Annotated in this window: 20 protein-coding genes and 1 tRNA gene; 18 read left to right on the top strand and 3 right to left on the bottom strand. The window is 54.2% G+C overall.

Features of this window, described 5'->3' with window-relative positions:
* Positions 1 to 97: 97 nt before the first annotated feature.
* From smc to trmD, 9 genes are all read left to right on the top strand, one after another.
* The gene (gene smc, locus M891_RS0103105; RefSeq protein WP_028537787.1) at positions 98 to 3670 is read left to right on the top strand and encodes a chromosome segregation protein SMC; all 3573 of its coding nucleotides are present in this window, start codon (positions 98 to 100) and stop codon (positions 3668 to 3670) included.
* A 165-nt stretch (positions 3671 to 3835) separates the two neighbouring features.
* Positions 3836 to 4843 (top strand): signal recognition particle-docking protein FtsY, encoded by a 1008-nt coding sequence (gene ftsY, locus M891_RS0103100; protein WP_028537786.1) that lies wholly within the window; start codon positions 3836 to 3838, stop codon positions 4841 to 4843.
* 103 nt (positions 4844 to 4946) lie between these two features.
* On the top strand, positions 4947 to 5594 hold the full coding sequence (gene trhA, locus M891_RS0103095) for a PAQR family membrane homeostasis protein TrhA (RefSeq protein ID WP_028537785.1): 648 nt from the start codon (positions 4947 to 4949) through the stop codon (positions 5592 to 5594).
* A 182-nt stretch (positions 5595 to 5776) separates the two neighbouring features.
* The gene (locus M891_RS0103090; RefSeq protein ID WP_028537784.1) at positions 5777 to 6130 is read left to right on the top strand and encodes a putative DNA-binding protein; all 354 of its coding nucleotides are present in this window, start codon (positions 5777 to 5779) and stop codon (positions 6128 to 6130) included.
* A 50-nt stretch (positions 6131 to 6180) separates the two neighbouring features.
* Positions 6181 to 7557, top strand: coding sequence for a signal recognition particle protein (ffh, locus tag M891_RS0103085; RefSeq protein ID WP_028537783.1), 1377 nt, complete (start codon positions 6181 to 6183; stop codon positions 7555 to 7557).
* A 39-nt stretch (positions 7558 to 7596) separates the two neighbouring features.
* Positions 7597 to 7869, top strand: a complete 273-nt coding sequence (gene rpsP, locus M891_RS0103080; protein ID WP_009222977.1) for a 30S ribosomal protein S16 — start codon at positions 7597 to 7599, stop codon at positions 7867 to 7869.
* A gap of 22 nt (positions 7870 to 7891) precedes the next feature.
* On the top strand, positions 7892 to 8122 hold the full coding sequence (locus M891_RS0103075) for a KH domain-containing protein (RefSeq protein WP_009222978.1): 231 nt from the start codon (positions 7892 to 7894) through the stop codon (positions 8120 to 8122).
* 138 nt (positions 8123 to 8260) lie between these two features.
* Positions 8261 to 8779, top strand: a complete 519-nt coding sequence (gene rimM, locus M891_RS0103070) for a ribosome maturation factor RimM (protein WP_016312467.1) — start codon at positions 8261 to 8263, stop codon at positions 8777 to 8779.
* 1 nt (position 8780) lies between these two features.
* Complete coding sequence (gene trmD / locus M891_RS0103065) at positions 8781 to 9605, top strand: tRNA (guanosine(37)-N1)-methyltransferase TrmD (protein WP_016312466.1); 825 nt, start codon at positions 8781 to 8783, stop codon at positions 9603 to 9605.
* Here the strand turns inward: trmD and M891_RS0103060 are convergent.
* A complete protein-coding gene (locus M891_RS0103060; RefSeq protein ID WP_232228276.1) occupies positions 9580 to 10371 on the bottom strand; it encodes a polysaccharide deacetylase family protein in 792 nt (263 codons plus the stop codon). The genes trmD and M891_RS0103060 overlap by 26 nt on opposite strands.
* A 277-nt stretch (positions 10372 to 10648) precedes the next feature.
* A complete protein-coding gene (locus M891_RS0103055; RefSeq protein ID WP_028537781.1) occupies positions 10649 to 11164 on the bottom strand; it encodes a stalk domain-containing protein in 516 nt (171 codons plus the stop codon).
* A 251-nt stretch (positions 11165 to 11415) separates the two neighbouring features.
* Here M891_RS0103055 and M891_RS0103050 point away from each other — a divergent pair.
* The 9 genes from M891_RS0103050 (at position 11416) to M891_RS0103010 (ending at position 17882) form a co-directional block, all read left to right on the top strand.
* Positions 11416 to 11489: transfer RNA gene (locus tag M891_RS0103050), tRNA-Pro, on the top strand.
* 167 nt (positions 11490 to 11656) lie between these two features.
* Entirely contained in the window at positions 11657 to 11917 is a 261-nt protein-coding gene (locus M891_RS0103045) for a hypothetical protein (protein WP_028537780.1), read from the top strand.
* 242 nt (positions 11918 to 12159) lie between these two features.
* Positions 12160 to 12504, top strand: coding sequence for a 50S ribosomal protein L19 (gene rplS / locus M891_RS0103040; RefSeq protein ID WP_009222984.1), 345 nt, complete (start codon positions 12160 to 12162; stop codon positions 12502 to 12504).
* Between the two features lie 119 nt (positions 12505 to 12623).
* On the top strand, positions 12624 to 13292 hold the full coding sequence (gene lepB / locus M891_RS0103035; RefSeq protein ID WP_009222985.1) for a signal peptidase I: 669 nt from the start codon (positions 12624 to 12626) through the stop codon (positions 13290 to 13292).
* A 68-nt stretch (positions 13293 to 13360) separates the two neighbouring features.
* On the top strand, positions 13361 to 14224 hold the full coding sequence (gene ylqF, locus M891_RS0103030) for a ribosome biogenesis GTPase YlqF (RefSeq protein ID WP_028537778.1): 864 nt from the start codon (positions 13361 to 13363) through the stop codon (positions 14222 to 14224).
* Between the two features lie 251 nt (positions 14225 to 14475).
* A complete protein-coding gene (locus M891_RS23220; RefSeq protein WP_036699276.1) occupies positions 14476 to 15096 on the top strand; it encodes a ribonuclease HII in 621 nt (206 codons plus the stop codon).
* 71 nt (positions 15097 to 15167) lie between these two features.
* Positions 15168 to 17195: a flagellar hook-length control protein FliK gene (locus tag M891_RS0103020; protein ID WP_028537777.1), complete on the top strand. Its 2028-nt coding sequence runs from the start codon at positions 15168 to 15170 to the stop codon at positions 17193 to 17195.
* Positions 17192 to 17497, top strand: coding sequence for an EscU/YscU/HrcU family type III secretion system export apparatus switch protein (locus tag M891_RS0103015; RefSeq protein ID WP_028537776.1), 306 nt, complete (start codon positions 17192 to 17194; stop codon positions 17495 to 17497). Before M891_RS0103020 ends, M891_RS0103015 begins: the two co-directional genes overlap by 4 nt.
* On the top strand, positions 17490 to 17882 hold the full coding sequence (locus M891_RS0103010; protein ID WP_028537775.1) for a YraN family protein: 393 nt from the start codon (positions 17490 to 17492) through the stop codon (positions 17880 to 17882). Before M891_RS0103015 ends, M891_RS0103010 begins: the two co-directional genes overlap by 8 nt.
* 12 nt (positions 17883 to 17894) lie before the next feature.
* Here M891_RS0103010 and M891_RS0103005 read toward each other — a convergent pair whose 3' ends face one another.
* On the bottom strand, positions 17895 to 19514 hold the full coding sequence (locus tag M891_RS0103005; protein ID WP_028537774.1) for a YifB family Mg chelatase-like AAA ATPase: 1620 nt from the start codon (positions 19512 to 19514) through the stop codon (positions 17895 to 17897).
* Positions 19515 to 19755: the final 241 nt, after the last annotated feature.

The following is a 19755-nucleotide window of genomic DNA, read 5'->3' as shown; positions in this document are numbered from 1 at the left end:
GAGAGAAGCGTCATGCCGCGCAATCTTCCGCGACGGATAGCCTGTCCTCCAGGGCTTGGGGTATGTTACAATAGTCGGTAGAGGTGATCGTGAACGTATGTTTTTGAAACGGATAGAGTTAGCGGGCTTCAAATCGTTCGCCGATAAGACGGAGATGGAATTCGTCCGCGGAATTACCGCCGTGGTTGGACCTAACGGCAGCGGTAAGAGTAACATCTCCGACGGGATCCGCTGGGTGCTCGGGGAGCAAAGCGCCAAGTCGCTGCGCGGCGGGAAGATGGAAGATATCATTTTTGCCGGCAGTGACGCGCGCAAGGCCGTGAATTACAGTGAGGTATCGCTGACGTTGGACAACACCGATCAAGCGTTGCCGCTTGACTTCAGCGAAGTGACGGTGACCCGGCGAGTCCATCGCAGCGGCGACAGTGAATACTTCATCAACAAGCAGCCCTGCAGGCTGAAGGATATCACCGAGCTGTTTATGGACACGGGGATCGGGAAGGAAGCGTACTCTATCATCGGGCAGGGCCGGATTGAGGAAATTTTGAGCACACGCTCGGAGGACCGCCGCGGCATTTTTGAAGAGGCTTCGGGGATTGTGAAATACAAGAGCCGCAAACGCGACGCCCGCCGCAAGCTGGATGAAACCGAGCAGAACCTGCTTCGCATCAACGACTTGGTGTCCGAGCTGGAGGATCAGATCGAGCCGCTGAAGGAGCAGTCGGAGAAAGCCCTGAAGTACAAGGAATTGCGTGAGCAATTAAAAAATAAAGAAATTTCGCTATATGTGCATCAGATCGAGCAAATCCATGAATCGTGGAGCGAGGCCAACGCCAAGCTGGCCAAGCTGCAGGAGGAGCAGCTGGCGCTGTCGACCGTTGTTTCCGCGCATGATGCCAAATTGGAGAGCGACCGGCTGGCCCTTCGTCAGGTTGAGGATCAAATCGAACTGCTGCAAAGTCAGCTGCTCGAATACAGCGAAAGCTACGAGAAAAGCGAAGGCTACGGCGAAGTGCTGAAGGAACGCGCTAAAAATCTGACTCAAAATCGCGAGCAGCTGCTTCAATCGCTGGAGATTAGTGAAGAGCGGTTCGCCCAGCGGCAGCAGGAAAAGGAGCAGCTGGCAGCCAAATTCGCCGCAGCGGAGCAGCAGCTTCATGAACTGCGTAATGAGCTGGCGGCCGAAGAGGCGAAGCTGATCGGGGTGACCGGCGGCATCAGCCAAGCGCAGGAGGACGGCCTGAAAGGCCAACTGCTGGACATCATGAACCAGATGGCGCAAGCGCGCAACGAGATCCATTATGCTGAACAGCAGAAGGAAAGCGTGAAACGCCGGATGGAACGCGCGGAAGAGGAAGGCGTCAAATGGACGGAGGAGCTGGAACGGCTCAAAGCGCGCAAGGCTGAACTGGAGAAGGTGCTAGACAAGCTGGGCAAAGAGATTGCCGATTTGCGCGGACAGTACATCCAGGAAAGCGAACGGGTGAATTCGCTGCAGAAGCTTGTGGAAGAAAGCCAAAGCAACATCCGCAAGTGGGAACAGAAGCGCGAAGCGTTGGTTTCCCGCCGCGACACGATGAAGGAGATGGAGGACGACTACGACGGGTTTGTCTTGGGCGTTAAGGAAGTGCTCAAGGCGGCCAAACGGTCGACGTTGTCCGGTGTCCACGGTGCTGTCGCGGAGCTGATTCGGGTGCCGGAGAAGCTTGAAGTCGCCGTAGAGACGGCGCTAGGCGCTGCGATGCAGCATATCGTCATGGAAAACGAAGCGGTGTCGCGGCAGGCGATCGCCTTTCTGAAGCAGCGGCAGCTGGGCCGAGCGACCTTCCTTCCGCTCGACGTAATTCGTCCGCGCCAGATTTCCGCAGCGGACAAACGTCTACTGGAGGAAGCGGACGGATTCATCGGCATTGGAGCCGATCTGGTGGGCTACGAGCCGAGGTATGAGAACATTGTCGGCAGCTTGCTCGGTAATGTCGTCTTTGCCAGCGATCTGGAGCGGGCGAACAAAATGGCCGCACGGCTGCAATACCGCTTCCGGATCGTGACGCTGGAAGGCGATGTCGTGAATGCCGGCGGTTCGATGACCGGGGGCAGCCAGCATCGCAAGAACAGCAACCTGCTGGGGCGTAAACGCCAGCTCGACCAGCTTGCCGGCGATATTCGCGAAAGCGAGGAAATGCTGGACAAGCTGCGCAAAGGGTTGGCAGACGTACGCAGTCAGCTGGCCAAGGCCGAAAGCGAGTTAACGCGACTGCGGGAAGCCGGCGATGCCAAACGGGTAGAGGAGCAAGAATGCGCCGGTGATTTGAAACAGATCGACCACGAATGGCGCCGTGTCTCCGAGCAGTTTGAGCTCTATGGCCAGGAGAAAGGCCACTACCTGAAAGAGCTCGAGGAGCTTGAAGCGACGAAGACCGCAGCGGAAGCGCGACTCGTTGAGCTGGAGAAAGAAGAGCAAACGGTGCAGCAGTCGATCCGGGCAGCCGAGTTCGCGCGTAAAGCTAGCGAATCGGCCAAGGAGGAGCTGCAGGATTTGCTGACCGGGCTCAAGGTCCGGGAAGGCAAGCTGGATCAAGAATGCCAGTCGTTGCGTGAGCAGCTGCGCCGCGCTGAGGAAGAGTTCAAGGTACAGGAACGTGAGCTGGGGCAGACCCGTACGATTCTGCAGTCGATTGAAGCCGACCTGAACCAAAACGAGGAACAGACCGTGAAGCAACGGGAAGAGCTCAATGACTTCAAGCTGAAGAAGGAACGGGCCAGCGAACAGCTGGAGCTGGAACGTGCTTCACGCGCCGTGCTCGTGAAGAAGCTGGAGGAAGGCGAAAGCGAAACGAAGGAGCAGCGGCTTGGGCTGAAGGCCGTAGAGGAGCAGCTGCGTCAGACGGAGATCCAGGCGAACCGCCTCGATGTAGAGCTGGATAACATTCTGCGCAAGCTGTCTGAGGATTACGAGCTGAGCTACGAGCTGGCCAAGCAGCGCTACGCTGTGCCGGAAGATGTGCCGCAGACTCAGGCTGACGTGAAGGAGCTGAAGCGGCAGATCACGTTGCTTGGCGAGGTGAACCTCGGCGCGATTGAAGAATACAATCGCGTATCGGAACGTTATCAGTTCCTCAGCGACCAGAAGGACGATCTCGTCGAAGCGAAAACGACGTTGTATCAGGTCATCCGTGAAATGGACGAGGAGATGTCCAAACGCTTTAAAACGACGTTTGACGCGATTCGCCGCGAATTTGTGATTGTGTTCTCGAAGTTGTTTGGCGGCGGACGAGCGGATTTGATTCTCGTCGATCCGGATAACCTGCTGGACACAGGGATCGATGTGGTGGCTCAGCCGCCAGGAAAGAAGCTGCAAAACCTGCAGCTGCTCTCCGGCGGGGAGCGGGCATTGACCGCGATGGCGTTGCTGTTTGCGATTTTGCAGGTGAAGCCGGTGCCATTCTGCGTGCTCGACGAGGTCGAAGCGGCGCTGGACGAGGCCAACGTTGTTCGTTTTGCCCAATACCTGCGTGAATTTTCGGAGCAAACCCAGTTTATTGTGGTGACACACCGCAAAGGTACGATGGAAGAAGCCGACGTGCTGTACGGGGTGACCATGGAGGAAGGCGGCGTATCCAAGCTCGTGTCGGTGAAGCTGGAGGACGAAGAGACGGTCGAAATCGCTTAAGCCAACAAAACATGTTTAATACAACTTACGGTGGCTTGGGGGTCAAGATGACAGCTTGGCTCTCCTGCCACGTTTTTGTGTCTACGTGGTCCGGGTAAGAAAATTGCTTGGGCCTCTGCCGTATGAGATAATTGAGTTCGAAGTGATGAAGGAGGATATATTCCTATGAGTTTCTTTAAGAAACTGAAAGAGAGCATTGCATCTAAAACGGAATCCGTAACGAAACAGTTCCGGGACGGGCTGGAGAAAAGCCGGAAAGGCTTTGTTGAAAAAGTGACCGAGCTCGTAACCCGGCGCAAAAAAATCGATGAGGAATTTTTTGAAGAGTTGGAGGAAATTTTGATTGGTGCCGACGTTGGCGTGAACACGGTTATGAAGCTGATCGATGATCTTCGCGCCGAAGTAAAGCAGCGCCGGATCGAAGACGCTTCGGAGCTGCAGCCGCTGCTCTCCGAGAAGCTAGTTGAGCTGCTCCGCGGAGACGAGGACAGCGAAATGCATTTGAACCCGGACGGGATCAGCGTTATTTTGTTCGTAGGCGTTAACGGCGTCGGCAAAACGACGACGATTGGCAAGCTGGCCCATTACTATAAGCAGCAGGGCAAAAAGGTGATTCTCGCCGCAGGCGATACCTTCCGTGCAGGGGCGATTGAGCAGCTCGAAGTTTGGGGGAAACGCGTTGGAGTTGATGTCATCAAGCAACAAGCCGGTTCGGATCCGGCAGCGGTGATGTTCGACGCGGTTCAAGCCGCTAAGCAGCGCGGAGCCGATATTCTACTGTGCGATACCGCGGGACGGCTGCAGAACAAGTCGAACCTGATGGAAGAGCTGAACAAGATTTACCGCGTGATTCAGCGCGAAATTCCCGGAGCTCCCCATGAGGTGCTGATGGTGCTCGATGCCACCACAGGGCAAAACGCGCTTAGCCAAGCGAAGCTGTTTGGTGAGAAGAGCGGCGTGACCGGTCTCGTGCTCACGAAGCTGGACGGTACGGCCAAAGGCGGTATTGTTATCGCCATTCGTCAAGAGCTCAGCCTTCCGGTGAAATTCGTTGGACTAGGTGAGAAGATGGAAGACCTCCAAAAATTCGATTCTGAGCAATTCGTGCATGGGTTGTTTGCCGGCTTGATTGCTGAGGAGGAAGAAGCTGAAGGAGAACCCAATGAGGCTTAATTGGGCCAGTTCCAGTAACACATTTCGGTTTTTTTTCGTATGATGCTCATAGGCAATCGCCCGGCAAGACAAACTAATCAAGAGAATTTTAGGAGGTGACAGGATGGCGAATACACATACGTATGACCGCCGTGAGGAAATCGCTAACGCAATCACTCACGGTATCGGCGCTTTGCTCAGTGTAGCAGGATTAGTGCTGTTGATCGTTTTCTCCAGCACGAAGGGCACAGCTTGGCACGTGGTCAGCTTTACAATATATGGTGCGAGCATGTTGCTGTTATACCTGTGCTCGACCCTCGTGCACAGTTTCAAGGAAGGGAAAATGAAGGATTTGTTCGAATTTTTCGATCATTCCTCGATTTACATTTATATTGCGGGGTCGTATACCCCGTTTCTGTTGGTAGCGGTGCGAGGACCGCTCGGCTGGAGCCTGTTCGGTACTGTTTGGGGGATCGCGCTCCTAGGCGTTGTGTTTAAAGCCTTTTTCGTCAAAAGATTCCTGTTCATGTCGACGTTTTTCTACTTGATTATGGGCTGGTTAATCGTGATCGCCTGGGGTCCGCTGACTGCAGCGATGCCGCATCAAGGGATTGTCCTGTTAGTTGCAGGCGGGCTGTCGTATACGCTGGGAACGATCTTTTATGTCTGGCGGGGATTTCCTTATCACCATGCGATCTGGCATCTGTTCGTCCTCGGCGGCAGCGTAACGCATTTCTTTGCGATCTTGCTGTATCTCTTGCCAAATCATTAAGAAGCTGAAGCGTCAAGCCGCTTTCCGAAGCATCGGGAGCGGCTTTTTTGCATCAAAATGCGTCTCTGGCTATGTTCAAAACTGATGTTAAGGAAAAGTGCTTGACATCCATCTCGGCATTCGGTATCATAGGAAAAGTTGATGCCTGTAAAGTGTTTTTCCTTGACGGAGGGGGTGCCCAGATGAGTCAGGAGAATAGGCTGGAGAAGACAAACCGGATCAACCTTTTGTTTGACTTCTATGAAGCGCTGCTGACGGAGAAGCAGCAGACGTTCTTGAAATATTATTTTCTCGATGATTTCTCGCTGGGCGAAATTGCCGCTGAGTTCGAGATCAGCCGTCAGGCGGTATATGAACATATTAAACGGGCGGAAGGCATGCTGGAGACGTACGAGGAGAAGCTGGGACTGCTGAAGAAGCACGAAGCGCGGAGCCACGTGTTGTCCCAATTAGGGCAGCTGGTCGAAGCCAGCGACATGTCCCCGTTACATAAAGAAACGGCAAGAAATTTGCTTCGCGAGGCGGAGCAATTGTAAGATGACTATAGGAATACGGAACGATCTTATAGAGATGGAGGTGACGAGGTATGGCATTTGAAGGTTTGACAAGCCGTTTGCAGAGCGTATTCAGTAAGCTTCGCGGTAAAGGGAAAGTGTCCGAGGACGATGTAAACGAAGCGATGCGTGAGGTTCGACTCGCTTTGCTGGAAGCGGACGTCAACTTTAAAGTCGTCAAGGAATTCATCGCGAAGGTGAAGGAGAAGGCGATCGGCAAAGAGGTCATGGACAGCTTTACGCCGGGCATGGTCATCATCGATATCGTCAACAAAGAGCTGACCGAGCTGATGGGCGGAAGCCAAGCTAAGCTAGCTCGCAGCAATCGGCCGCCAACAGTCGTGATGATGGCGGGTCTGCAAGGGGCTGGGAAGACGACAACCTCGGCGAAGCTGGCCAAGCTGCTGCTGAAGGAAAATCACCGGCCGCTGTTGGTCGCAGGGGACATTTACCGTCCGGCGGCAATCAAGCAGCTGCAGGTGCTCGGCGAGCAGATTAAAGTGCCGGTGTTTACGTTGCCAGAGGGCAACAGCCCGGTTGAAATTACCCGTCAGGCGTTGCAGCATGCGAAGGATAACGGCAACGACTATGTCTTGATCGATACCGCAGGCCGGCTGCATGTGGACGAAGAACTGATGGAGGAGCTGCGGCAAATCCATGAGGTGACGAACCCGGACGAGGTCTTGCTCGTGGTGGATGCCATGACAGGTCAGGACGCGGTTAACGTTGCGGAGAGCTTCAATCAGCAGCTGACGCTCACCGGGGTCGTGTTGACTAAGCTTGACGGCGATACCCGCGGCGGTGCAGCGTTGTCGGTTAAGGCGGTCACCGGCTGCCCGATCAAGTTCGCTGCGTTGGGCGAGAAGATCGATGCGCTGGAGCCGTTCCATCCGGAACGGATGGCGTCGCGGATTCTGGGCATGGGCGACATGCTGTCGTTGATTGAGAAAGCTCAGGCCAACATTGACGCGGAAAAAGCGAAGGAAATGGAACGGAAAATGCGCAATGCAGAGTTTACGTTCGAGGATTTCCTGGAGCAAATGGAGCAAGTGAAGAAGCTGGGCCCGCTGGATCAGCTTATGGACATGATTCCTGGCATGGGCAAGATGAAGCAGATGCAGAACGTCAAGGTGGACGAGAAGCAAATGAGCCGGGTTGAGGCCATCGTGCATTCGATGACCAAAGAGGAGAAGCAAAATCCCGATATGATCAATCACAGCCGGCGCAAGCGGATTGCCGCAGGCAGCGGAACCACACTCGCCGACGTCAATCGCTTGATCAAGCAATTTGACGAGATGCGCCGTGTGATGAAGCAGTTCTCCGACATGATGGGGCCGAAAGGCAAAGGCAACAAAATGTTGAAGCAATTAAGCAAGGCCGGTAAAGGGATGAGATTCCCTTTCCGTTAATCTAAATGCAAGGTTCATTCTTAAAAGGAGGTGAATTTCGTGGCAGTTCGTATTCGTTTGAAACGTATTGGTGCTCATAAAGCTCCTTTCTACCGTATCGTGGTTTCGAATTCCCGTTCCCCGCGTGACGGTCGTTTTATCGAGGAGATTGGTTACTACAATCCGGTTGCAGAGCCGGCTGTAGTTAACATCGATGAAGAGAAAGCGTTGAAATGGCTCCAAGACGGTGCACAAGCATCCGATACCGTTCGCAATCTGCTGAGCAAAGCAGGCGTTATGAAGAAATTCCATGAGCTTAGACAGCAGAAATAATTGCTGATTCGGAGGGTCGTAAATGGAACAATTAGTCGGCGTTATTGCGAAGGCTCTTGTTGATCATCCGGACGACGTGCGCGTAGATGTCGTGGAGAAGGACCATCTGATTGTGTATGAGCTTTCCGTACATCCCGACGATGTAGGGAAGGTCATTGGCAAGCAGGGGAGAATCGCCAAGGCGCTGCGCACCGTCGTAGCATCGGCAGCGGTCAAGATGGATAAGCGGGTCACCGTGGATATCATGTCTTGAACGTTAACTTCATAATGATAGACGAAACCGGGTTAGGATGTTTGTCCTAGCCCTTTTTCGTACATGCTGAAGCAGAAGGATCCTGGCAGTTGGGACAAGCTGCGAGTATGATGAGGAGATAGCACTTGGGAGGTTAATATGTCGGATTCATTGTTATCGGTAGGCAAAATCGTAAATACGCACGGGATACGTGGGGAGCTTCGCGTGCTGCTGCAGACGGACTTTCCGGAGGTGCGCTTCGCACCGAAGAGCCGGCTTCTGATTGTTCATCCCGAAACGGGGGAACGGCTGGAGGTCACCGTGCAATCGGCGCGGCCGTACAAACAGATGTATATTGTTAAATTTGCCGAATTCTCCAATATCAACGATGTGGAACGGTTTAAAGGCCGCGACTTGAAGGTGAGCAAGGCGGAATCGGTTGAGCTTCCGGAGAACGAATATTATTTCCATGAAATCATCGGCTGCAGCGTGGTTTCCGATGAGGGGGAAGAGTTGGGTGAAATCGTGGAGATTCTGCGGCCCGGCGCGAATGATGTATGGGTTGCCAAGCTGCCAAATGGCAAGCAGCTGCTGCTTCCGGTCATTGATGACGTGGTGTTGGACGTCAATGTGAAGGAGAAAATCGTTACTGTGCATTTGATGGAAGGACTGTTGTAGGATGCGCGTCGATGTGTTGACCTTGTTTCCTGAAATGTTCGCCGGCGTATTTGGCAGCAGCATCCTCGGCAAAGCTCAGGACAAGGGGATTGTGTCCTTCAACGCCATTAACTTCCGGGACTATGCAGGCAATAAACATGGAACCGTTGATGATACGCCTTATGGCGGCGGCGGGGGCATGGTGCTGAAACCGGAGCCGATTTTTCGTGCGGTTGAAGATTTGCTTGGACGGCAGGTTGATGGGGATACCGGAGATTCGGCGGAACATCCGGCAGTTGCCGCAGAACCTGACCTGGCGGCTAACCCTTCCGTTCGCCCGCCCCGCATTATCTTGATGTGTCCGCAAGGCGAGACGTTTACGCAGAAGAAGGCGGAAGAATTAGCCCAGGAAGATCACTTGATTTTTATTTGCGGGCATTATGAAGGTTACGATGAACGGATTCGCCAACACTTGGTCACCGACGAGTTATCGATTGGCGATTATGTACTGACCGGGGGCGAGCTGCCAGCGATGGTGGTCATCGACAGCGTGACGCGCCTGTTGCCTGGGGTGTTAGGCAATGAAACCAGCGCGATCACCGATTCGTTTAGCACCGGGTTGCTGGAATATCCGCATTACACACGCCCGGTTGAGTTTCGCGGATGGAGAGTGCCAGATATTCTGCTCAGTGGACATCATGCCAATGTCGATGAATGGCGGCGCAAGGAAGCGTTACGGCGGACGTGGGAACGACGGCCCGATCTGCTCGAAAAGGTGGAGTTATCTCCCAAGGACTTGCGTTGGCTCGAAGAAATCAAAGCTAGTCATCCGAAAGAGAAGGAGTAAGTAACTTCTCCATGTCTGTGTCCGATGTGACCGTCAAGCGGTTCAAAGCCATTAGCCGGTCACCGGGCTTGACAAAGCCTTGGCGAACGGTGAAAGCCATGCGGTAGCCGTTCTCCTGCAGCTCATAGATCATCTGCCGGGATTTCTCGCCATACGGGTATGCAAAGTACGGAGAGTCAACCCCGGTTTCTTTCATCTTGTCGATATCGGCCTGAATTAACTTAGAGTCTAGCCCTGCGGATGACGGAACTCCGCATTTTTGGAAGCCTTTGTAATGCAAATTATACGTGTGGCTGTGGAACTCGAATACATCGCGCGCCGCGTGGATTTCTTCTTTTGAAAGATATGTTTTCTTCGTGGGATCAAAGTTTTGGGTTTCTTCTTCGATTTTACTGCCGATGACAAAGATAGCTGCTTTGAATCCATAGTTTTTGAGAATGGGATAAGCATAAATATAGTTATTTTGATAGCCGTCATCGAAGGTAATGACCACGCTTTTGGCCGGCAGGGAGATCTGCCCTCTGACGTATTGTTCAAGTTCGCTTAAAGAGGCTGTATAATACCCTTGCTCATGCAGATAGGCCATCTCAGCTTCAAAAGCCTCAAGATTGATAATCGACTTGTTGCCAGGCTCTTGATTGTATTGCTTTGGAGTGATGTAATGATACATCAGTACGGGCACTTGTTCGGCGGTGCCTGGGGCAACCGCAAAGTCCATCGGCAGGGTTGGATATTCCTCATGCTTCGTATGGCTTGAAGTAAACACCTTCGTTTTCACCATATCCCATGAGGTGCAAGCCTTACGGGCCAAAACCGTATTCGGGTGGGTCACTGCGGCCGAATACACTAGAATCGAAATTGCTGCGAAAAATAGTACATACCTCGCTAATCTTCTGCTCATTTCTCCACAAACTCCTATTTTCTCTAATAGATCTATTTTATTTGTTCTCTCTATAAAAGTGGTTACGATTTCTTATCCATAGGTACAAACGAAAAACCCCCGGTAGAGTTACCGAGGGGGATGTCTAAATAGATGTTTCGTTTTATTCAACGATGTATCCAGCGGCGATGACGTCTTTTTTGCTTAATACAATCGATCCCAGCTCTTTCTTGATCGTGATCAAGTGAGAACCGTTTGTAATGATGGAAGTTGTTTCTCCATCCTTAAGGTTTGCGGCATTTAAGCTAAATGCGGTAGTGCCCGAAGCTCGAACGACGTATACATCAGGGTTCTCTTCTGATTTTGAAGCAGAGAGGCGTGGATTTGCAGCGATTAAATCGGATAAGGTGATCCATTCCTTCTTTGAACTGAATGAAATGGTTTTGGTCGCACCGTTATAGGTTGTGTCGTAATTAAACAAGCTTGCGGCCTCACGAATCGGGACATAGGTCGTTCCATTAAAGACCAGCGCATCCGCCGTCAGCTTGGTTTGCCCATTCACCACAAAATTGAAGTATTTGATGGTCGCTTTGACCGTTTTTACTGCAGGGGCTGCCCCTGCCACGGATGCCGTACCGATTAAGGCACTAGCTGCAACCGTGAGTACGATTTTTTTCATGAGAAGTTTCCTCCTATCGTTTATCGTCCTTTAAAAATATTACATAGAAGCTCATCTAATGATATAGGTTTTGTGGGTTATTTTACGGGGAGGTGATCAGACAAAGGGACTAGCCCTAATAGAGCGAGAATAGGTCTTAGGCTTGCGTCTAAACTCTTGCGAGCGTGCGCGGCTATCGCTTATAATGGTAATATGCGATTGACATCCGGTTAACGTTGAACGGCAAATCGTTAACCTTTATATGTGATTATCGGGGTATGGCGCAGTCAGGTAGCGCGCACCCTTGGGGTGGGTGAGGCCGTGGGTTCGAATCCCGCTACTCCGATCTTTAGCCAACCGAAGGAACAGGCAAATTTCAATTGAATTTTGCCTGTTCCTTTTTTATCCCGCGCAAGCTATCAAGACAGTTGCCTCAAACCGTTAGTCGCCCATACCGTTCGTCCACTGTTCTCATACTATGCATTAGCTTGCATAAGGAAGGGGAACAAGGGAATGGAAGAGATATATTATAATTGCTTACGATGCATGGGGAAGCGTGTTCGGATTTTAACCCGTGATGGGGCTGTACACGAAGGCACGATTGTGAAGGTTGACCGGTACAACGTATATTTAAAAAAATCGGGAAAAGGCCGGGCTCAAATCTCGGCATTTTATCCGCCCTACTATGGTGGCTACGGGTATGGTCCTTATGGAGCGGCCGACGAAATTTTGACGCTGAGCCTGTTTACGCTCTTGGCGATTGCTTTAATTTAAGGTTAAAACGTTCGCCTCCAAGGGATTGGAGGCATTTTTTTGTTCAAAATCGGATAGGATAAATTTAAGGATATCCCCTGATAACCCTTGCCTTGTTAACCTTATATTTTTCTTGCGAAGCCTATGAGATTATGGTACAATTCAATTTGTTGTGAATTCGGTGGTCCGCTGCGGATGATGAAGAAGAACAAGAGGTTCTTTGGAAGAGGCATGAACACCTGAGTGGAAGGAGGGAGTCCTAGATGAATATCGTACAAGCGATTACGCAAGAACAGCTTCGCAAGGATATTCCGAGCTTTCGTCCTGGTGACACTTTGAAAGTGTACGTTAAGGTTATCGAGGGATCTCGTGAACGTGTCCAATTGTTCGAAGGTGTTGTGATTAAGCGTCGTGGCGGCGGAATTAGCGAAACTTTTACGGTTCGTAAAATTTCGAACGGTGTAGGCGTGGAAAGAACTTTCCCGCTTCATTCCCCGAAAATCGATAAAATCGAAGTGGCTCGCCGTGGTAAAGTGCGTCGTGCGAAGTTGTATTATCTTCGTGAACTTCGCGGTAAAGCAGCGAGAATTAAAGAAGTACGTCGTTAATTTTCCGTTAACGAAGAGGGGGCTTGTATCCAATCAAGCCCCTTTGCTTTTTCTTCGGGAAGTTTCGAGATTCACTACCTCCAGTACATATTTTATGAGATAAGGAGAGGTCACGATCCATGGAGAAGCATGAACGTCAGGGTTATCCGGAGGTTTCGCCGTCTTCCGGACGGGTGGAGCAGTCGCCAGACGGGCCAGGAGCGGTGCAAACGCCGCCTGCGGGCAAGAAGGAAAAAAGCGAGGCGTTGGAGTGGCTGAAAGCTATCGCCATCGCCATTGTGTTGGTTCTCCTGATTCGTTGGCTTTTCTTTGCTCCGTTTATTGTCGACGGCCCGTCGATGCAACCAAACTTTCATACGGGGGAACGGATCATCGTTAACAAGATCATTTACGATATCCGCGCTCCAAAACACGGTGAAGTCATTGTTTTCCACGTTCCGTCGGAAGGCCGGGATTTCATCAAACGGGTCATCGGCGTCCCTGGAGATACCGTCCAAGTGGAAGGGGATACGGTGACGGTCAACGGGAAGGTTGTAGATGAAACATACATTAAAGATGTTGTGGTAGAGAAGCATAATAATAACGAGCTGTACAATACGGAGGCGAATTTTCCGAACGAGCTGGTACCGGATGGAACGGTGCCGGAAGGATACGTATTTGTACTGGGGGATAACCGCTCGAATAGTACGGATAGTAGGCGGATCGGTTACGTACCATATAAAGACATCGTAGGTCGGGCAGATTTGGTGTTCTGGCCGCTGTCGGACCTGAAGTTGATCCGGCACTAGATGCTGGGAAAGTAGAATGGGAGAAACGTGAGAGAAGGCGCGTTCTTGGGACAGTGAGGTGAAGGTATATGACAATTCAATGGTTTCCCGGCCACATGACCAAGGCACGCCGGCAAATCCAAGAGAAGCTGAAGCTGATCGATGTGGTCATCGAGCTCCTTGACGCGAGGTTGCCTCTGTCGAGCCGAAATCCGATGATCGATGAGATTTTGCAAGGCAAGCCGCGCTTGATTGTTTTGAATAAATCCGATTTGGCCGATCCTGCGGTGACGCGGCAGTGGATCGCTTATTTTAAGGAAGAAGGGCATCTGGCCGTTGAAGCCGACGCGGCAAGCGGGCAAGGCCTAAGGGAAATTCCCCGCTTGGCCAAGGAGCTGCTGAAGGAGCGGATCGAGAAGCAAATCGCCAAAGGTATCAAGCCTCGGGCGGTTCGCGCTTTAATTGTCGGAATCCCAAATGTCGGGAAATCCACGCTGATTAATGGCTTAGCGGGTCGTAAAATTGCGGCGACCGGCGACAGACCCGGCGTCACTAAAGGTCAGCAATGGATTAAGGTAGGGACGGAGATGGAGTTGCTCGACACGCCGGGCATTTTGTGGCCGAAGTTTGAAGATCAGAACGTCGGCTACCGGCTGGCCGTGACCGGTGCGATCCGCGAAGAGATTTTGAACGTGGAAGACATCGCTTTTTTTGCCGTAAAATATTTGGTCCGGTATTACTGGGAGCCGTTCAAAGCGCGGTTTGAGCTGGATCAACCGCCGCGAGACTTCGACGATCCGGACGAAATCGTTGCGATCATGGAAGCGGTGGGGCGTAAACGCGGTTGCCTCATCAGCGGTGGACGAGTGGATTTGGAGAAAGCATCGGGGATTCTGCTTCGCGAATTGAGAGCCGGGAAGCTGGGCAGATATTCGTTGGAAGCCCCCTATTAATAAATGAAAGCCGCTGGCGGTTTGGAGATCCTTCTTCAGATCGCCGGCGGCTTGTTTTTTTAGCGAAAGGCTGTAGAATCGAAAGAGGATTGCCGATAAAATAAGGGAAGCATCGTAATTTATAGAGATGAAACCGATAGAGTGATGGATGCGCTCCAGGCGTGGAACCCTCATTTCCGAGTCCGGAGATAGGAACCAACAACATAGAACAGCTAGCAACGGGGGAAGTTTCGCGAGAACAAGGAGGCATTATGGACGATTTATTAAAATATGAGCGCGAGTACTGGCAAGCGGGATATCCGCATATTGCGGGGATCGACGAAGTGGGCAGAGGCTGCTTGTTTGGAGATGTGGTTGCCGCTGCGGTCATTTTGCCGCAAGGACTCGTGCTGGAAGATGTGAACGATTCGAAGAAATTAAGCGCCAAGAAGCGGGAGAAGCTATATGATCTCATCATGGAACAGGCGATTGCCGTGGGGATCGGATCCGTGGATGCGGCGACCATTGACCAAATCAATATTAAGCAGGCGACAAGGCGGGCGATGAAGCAGGCGGTAGAACAACTGTCGATTCAGCCGGAATATCTGCTCATCGATGCAGAGAAGGTGGATGTGCCCATTCCCCAACTTTCAGTAATCAAAGGGGATGCCACCAGTCAGTCGATCGCAGCCGCTTCGATCGTTGCCAAGGTGACACGTGACCGTTTGTGCCAAGGCGAATGGGATGCACGATATCCGGAATACGGAATCGCCGTACATAAAGGTTATGCAACCAAGCTGCACCGCGAACAGCTACTTGCATTGGGGCCAACGCCGATGCATCGCAAGAGCTTTATGCGCAATTTGTTCGTGGAAGAACAAACGTTGTTTTAACTGGCATTCCTTACCCGCTCTCGATCGAGGCGGGTTTTCCATATCCTAAACGAAATCAAAGGGGGGAGCTTATGAATATCGGACCGCTGCTGCGCAGTTTGATGGGGGACGTTCGTTCCGGGGAGCCGAAATCGCTGGAACTCAAGACGGGGCAGGTGGTCCGCGGCACGGTCTTGTCCGTCTCTGACGATGGGCAAGTGGCCGTCATTCAGGTCCAGGGCGTGAAGCTTCACGCTGCCTTAGAGACGCCGATGCGCCCGGGGGAAACAACGCTTCTGCAGGTGCAGCCGGAATCGAAGGACGGTTTAGCGGTCTTGAAGCCAATTTCCTCGGACCCGGGGACCGTCCTGTCTCCCGCTTCTCTTGCTAAGGCGCTCGAATCGCTGGGACTTGAGAATACGCCGGCGAACCGGGAATTCCTGCAGATGATGCAGAAAAGCGGAATTCCGTTAACGCGGGAAAATTTGTCGCTCCTGCAGCAGGTCTCCGGGCTAAAGCCGGCTGGAGTGCCGCTGTCGGAGTGGATTCAGGCGGCCGGCATTGCTTTTGGACGGGGGCTTCCGATCACCGGTGAAACGGTAGCGGGGTTGCACCAAGCTGTTTTTGGACCTCCGCTGCACGTCCTGCTGTCCTCGCTGGAGGAGCAGATCGCCAGCTTTTTGCGCCAAGCGGGGCCGGACATGACCGGAAACGGAGGACATACCGGCTCAGGCTCGGCGGCTGGCTCATCGGCTCAGACGGGGCAAACGGCATCCCCCTTGCTTGCGGGGGGCACCGCTTCTCCAGCGCCCGGGTCGAATGCCGGGACGGCCGCCTGGGGAGCAGCACAAGCAGGGACGCTGCCGAGCGGCGGAGGAGCCCAGCCAAATCAGGCAGCTGGGTTGGTGCAGTTAGCCCGGCAGGGCGCTTTTGCGGTTGCCTCGGGCGGGCCGCAATCCCCGCAGCCGGGGCTGCAGGGACAGCAAGCCGCAAGTGCACCGGGCGGAGCGCTAGTCGCGAAGCTGCAAGCGGTGCTGGCGGAGCTGCAGTCGTCCGTGCTCCCGGAGGGCACGGACTTGCCGGGCCGCGCGTCGGCCGGCCCGGCAAGGGGCGCCGCCGCCGAGGGCCAGAGCCCGGCGGCGGACGCGCCGCAAGGCGAAGGGCCCGCAGGGCCTTCGCCGGCGGGCACGCGCCCCACACTCGCGGAGGAGCCGTGGGTGGGGCGCGTGCTGAAGCTGCTCGGTGCGGAGCACGAGCAGCAGGCGCTGCGCGCGACCGCGCCGGCGGCGAGCTCGCCGGCCGCGGAAGCGCAGGAAGCGCCGCCTGCGGCCGGCGCTTCGGCGCGGGCTGCCGCCGGGGGCGCGGAGGCGCCCGGCGGGCAGGTGCCCGGCAGCGGGCCTGCGGCCGCGCCGGAGGCGGCGCCAACGCCGCTGCGCCATGCGGCAGCGGCGGGCGGGGTGGCCCCGGGCGAGGCGGAGCTCCCGCCCGGGAAAGCGCAGCCGCTTGGCGCCGAAGCAGCCGCCGCAGCCGCTCGCAGCGGCAGCGGCGGGACGGCGGCGAGCACGGCTGCGCACGAGACGCTGAAAGGCCTTCTCCTGCAGGTGATGGCCTCAGACGAGCTGCCTGCGCCGCTGCAAGAGGCGGCGCGCCAGCTCGTTCAGCAGCTGACCGGGCAGCAGCTGCTGCTCAATACCGATCGGACCGCGCCGTTTGCGCACGTGACGATGTTCCTGCCCTTGATCGGTCCGGACGGTCGGCAAACCGCTGCCGTGCACATTGAGTCGCGGCGCGGTCGGAAGGGTGAACTGGATCCGGCCAACTGTCGGTTATGGTTCGATTTGCAGATGAAGACGCTGGGTCAACTTATGGTCGACGTGCAGGTCGCCGACAAGAAGGTGCTGCTCAAAATCTATAGTGAGAAAGAAGCGACTGGAGCCTTCCTGGAATCCCGCCAGGACGAAGTGAGCGAGGCGCTGGAGAAGGCGGGATATCGCCTTTTATCGCTGAAGGCGGAGCCTCTGATCCCGCCGGTTGAAGCGGAAGGCGGCAATGCAGCGGATTTCAGCCAGCCGATGTCTTACGCGCCTAGCGTATACAAAGGAGTGGATTACCGCGTATGAAGGAGAAATCGCAAGCGCCCAGCTTGGCTTTCAAAAAAGCGGTCGCCTTGAAATACGATCCCGGTCAGGGGGAGGCTCCGGTCGTTGTGGCCAAAGGCAAAGGCCTCATCGCTGACCGGATCCTGGACGCAGCGCTGGAACACGGAATTCCGATCCAAGAGGACGCTGCGTTGGTTGAGGTATTATCCAAGCTGGATTTGGATCAACAGATACCTGCCGAACTGTATGATTTGGTTGCCGAAATTCTAACCTTTATTTATCGATCGGATAAAATGGTAGAAAGAGGGTTGTTCTTTGAGTAACCTTGGCATCAATGGGCAAAGAGGGGATCGCCGCAAAGAACGCGGACGAAAAGCGGAACAGGCCGCTTGTGAGCATCTGATTTCACAAGGATATACGATTCTTGAGCGAAATTGGCGTTGCCGCAGCGGAGAACTTGACATCATAGCCAGGAAACGAGACCTTCTCGTGATCGTAGAAGTTCGAAGCCGCAGTCAACAGGCTGCGGCTTTCGGCACACCAGCTGAGTCGGTGAATGTCCGCAAAATCAAGCAGGTTCGTGACACAGCCGCAGTGTATTTGCATCGCAGCGGCCAATCAGACGCCAACCTTCGCTTTGATGTCATCGCGGTCACGTTTGGCCGCGGCGATACGATTGCACTGGAGCATATTCTAGCCGCTTTCTGACGGCGAGGGGCTTCATCCCACAACTTCATGCCGCCGGTCCAGCTGCCGGTATTGGATCGCTTCGGCGACATGCTCGGCACGAATATCGGCTTCTCCTTCCAGATCGGCAATCGTTCGGGACAGTTTAATGATCCGGTCATACGCTCGCATGCTCAGTCCTAACGTCGCAAAACAATCCTGCAGCAGCTTAGTGGCATCACGGTCAAGCGGTGCAAACTTACGCAACAGGCTACCGGACAGCTCGCTGTTCCGGGAGATTCGGCAGCCTCGATAGCGTTCCAGTTGTATCCGTTCAGCCGCCATCACTTGTTCCCGCATCACCGCGGAATCCAGCGGCTGCGGATCGTCCTGCCAACGCTGCGGGCGTGGCACCTCCACCTGCATATCAATCCGGTCCAATAAAGGGCCAGATATTTTTTCGCGGTATTGGGCGATTCGCCAAGGCGAGCAGGTGCAGGCGGGCAGCGGAGGTTCGGCCCCGAGGTAGCCGCACGGACACGGATTTAACGACCCGGCTAGCAGGAAGTGCGCTGGGAATGTGAACGAAGCCCGGGAGCGACTGATGGTGACGACGCGATCTTCCAGCGGCTGACGCAGCACCTCCAGCACATTCCTCGAAAACTCCGGCAGCTCGTCAAGAAACAATACGCCATGGTGAGCGAGGCTCACTTCCCCCGGCTTCGGGATGCCGCCTCCTCCAATCAGACCGCCGGCAGATATCGTATGGTGCGGCGAGCGGAAGGGACGGCGCTGGATCAGCCCTTGCCCGGAGTCGTTGAACTTACCGGCAGAACTGTAGATTTTCGTGACCTCTAACGATTCCTCCAGCGTTAAGGGCGGCAGGATGGATGGCAATCGCTGTACCAGCATCGTCTTGCCGGTGCCGGGCGGCCCGATCAGCACGATATTATGGAACCCGGCGGCAGCGATGACCAGCGCCCGCTTAATTTGCCGCTGACCAATTACATCGCTGTAGTCGAGCAGGGGAGGAAGCGGTGCCGTTGCCCCCTGGCCTTCGGTCTTTTTCTCAAGATGGTTTAAGGTTTGAAGGATAAGCGGAGCCTGCCCATCTTGCTCATGGGTGGAGTGCAAAGGCAACGCATGGGCGGCCTCTGGGCCCTTGGCTTCGGGAGAAGGAGGAGCAAGCTCGCGCAGATGACTGAGCGCATAGACTCGAATGCCGCCAAGCAGCAGTGCTTCTTCGGCATTCTTCTGCGGGAGCAGCACGGCTGTGAAGCCGTCGCGCCGTGCCCGATCCACCATGGACAGAACGCCGGGCACCGGCCGCAGCGTCCCGTCCAGCGACAGCTCTCCGATGATCAACAAGCGCTCCTCCGGCGGCAATCTCACCTGGTCACTAGCCGCTAATATCGCCAGTGCAATGGCCAGATCGAAGGCCGAGCCTTCCTTGCGCAGGTCCGCCGGCGCTAGATTAATCGTTACACGCTGAAGCGGAAAGCGATAGCCGCAGTTTTTGATCGCTGCCCGGACCCGGTCAATCGCTTCGCGAACGGCCGAATCTGGCAATCCGACGATGTTCGTTTGCGGAATGCCGCTGGATAAATCAACCTCGACCTCGATGATTACACCGTCAATCCCGTACAAACACGCGCTGTGCAATTTACCGTACATAACAAAAAACACCTCATTCCTATCGATTTGAGCCCTGCTTCGGCAAGGTTCGAATTGGAAAAAGGTGCTTCCTTATTTTCCCTATTCATTTAGCTACACGTATTCTAGGACGAACGTTAACGATTGTCAAGTTGGCAAACCTACGCGTCAGTGTCAAGCTAGCGTGGGCAGTCATTTAAGATGCCTGGAACGCGAACCCCGAAGGAACCTCTTCCTTGTAAGCGCTTTGCTTCGTTCTTTC

Origin of the sequence: Paenibacillus sp. J14 (assembly GCF_000518465.1) — a bacterium.
GTDB lineage: Bacteria > Bacillota > Bacilli > Paenibacillales > Paenibacillaceae > Fontibacillus > Fontibacillus barengoltzii.
Note: the sequence above shows the minus strand (reverse complement) of the source record. Positions and strands in the feature narration are given on the sequence as shown.

Excerpts from the sequence above, each read along its gene's own strand:
- rplS (WP_009222984.1), top strand. The coding sequence starts at position 12,160 with ATGAATATCGTACAAGCGATTACGCAAGAACAGCTTCGCAAGGATATT.
- M891_RS0103090 (WP_028537784.1), top strand. The coding sequence starts at position 5,777 with ATGAGTCAGGAGAATAGGCTGGAGAAGACAAACCGGATCAACCTTTTG.
- lepB (WP_009222985.1), top strand. The coding sequence starts at position 12,624 with ATGGAGAAGCATGAACGTCAGGGTTATCCGGAGGTTTCGCCGTCTTCC.
- M891_RS0103005 (WP_028537774.1), bottom strand. The coding sequence starts at position 19,514 with ATGTACGGTAAATTGCACAGCGCGTGTTTGTACGGGATTGACGGTGTA.
- rimM (WP_016312467.1), top strand. The coding sequence starts at position 8,261 with ATGTCGGATTCATTGTTATCGGTAGGCAAAATCGTAAATACGCACGGG.
- trmD (WP_016312466.1), top strand. The coding sequence starts at position 8,781 with ATGCGCGTCGATGTGTTGACCTTGTTTCCTGAAATGTTCGCCGGCGTA.
- trhA (WP_028537785.1), top strand. The coding sequence starts at position 4,947 with ATGGCGAATACACATACGTATGACCGCCGTGAGGAAATCGCTAACGCA.
- M891_RS0103020 (WP_028537777.1), top strand. The coding sequence starts at position 15,168 with ATGAATATCGGACCGCTGCTGCGCAGTTTGATGGGGGACGTTCGTTCC.
- ffh (WP_028537783.1), top strand. The coding sequence starts at position 6,181 with ATGGCATTTGAAGGTTTGACAAGCCGTTTGCAGAGCGTATTCAGTAAG.
- smc (WP_028537787.1), top strand. The coding sequence starts at position 98 with ATGTTTTTGAAACGGATAGAGTTAGCGGGCTTCAAATCGTTCGCCGAT.
- M891_RS0103075 (WP_009222978.1), top strand. The coding sequence starts at position 7,892 with ATGGAACAATTAGTCGGCGTTATTGCGAAGGCTCTTGTTGATCATCCG.
- ylqF (WP_028537778.1), top strand. The coding sequence starts at position 13,361 with ATGACAATTCAATGGTTTCCCGGCCACATGACCAAGGCACGCCGGCAA.
- ftsY (WP_028537786.1), top strand. The coding sequence starts at position 3,836 with ATGAGTTTCTTTAAGAAACTGAAAGAGAGCATTGCATCTAAAACGGAA.
- M891_RS0103015 (WP_028537776.1), top strand. The coding sequence starts at position 17,192 with ATGAAGGAGAAATCGCAAGCGCCCAGCTTGGCTTTCAAAAAAGCGGTC.
- M891_RS23220 (WP_036699276.1), top strand. The coding sequence starts at position 14,476 with ATGGACGATTTATTAAAATATGAGCGCGAGTACTGGCAAGCGGGATAT.
- M891_RS0103045 (WP_028537780.1), top strand. The coding sequence starts at position 11,657 with ATGGAAGAGATATATTATAATTGCTTACGATGCATGGGGAAGCGTGTT.
- M891_RS0103055 (WP_028537781.1), bottom strand. The coding sequence starts at position 11,164 with ATGAAAAAAATCGTACTCACGGTTGCAGCTAGTGCCTTAATCGGTACG.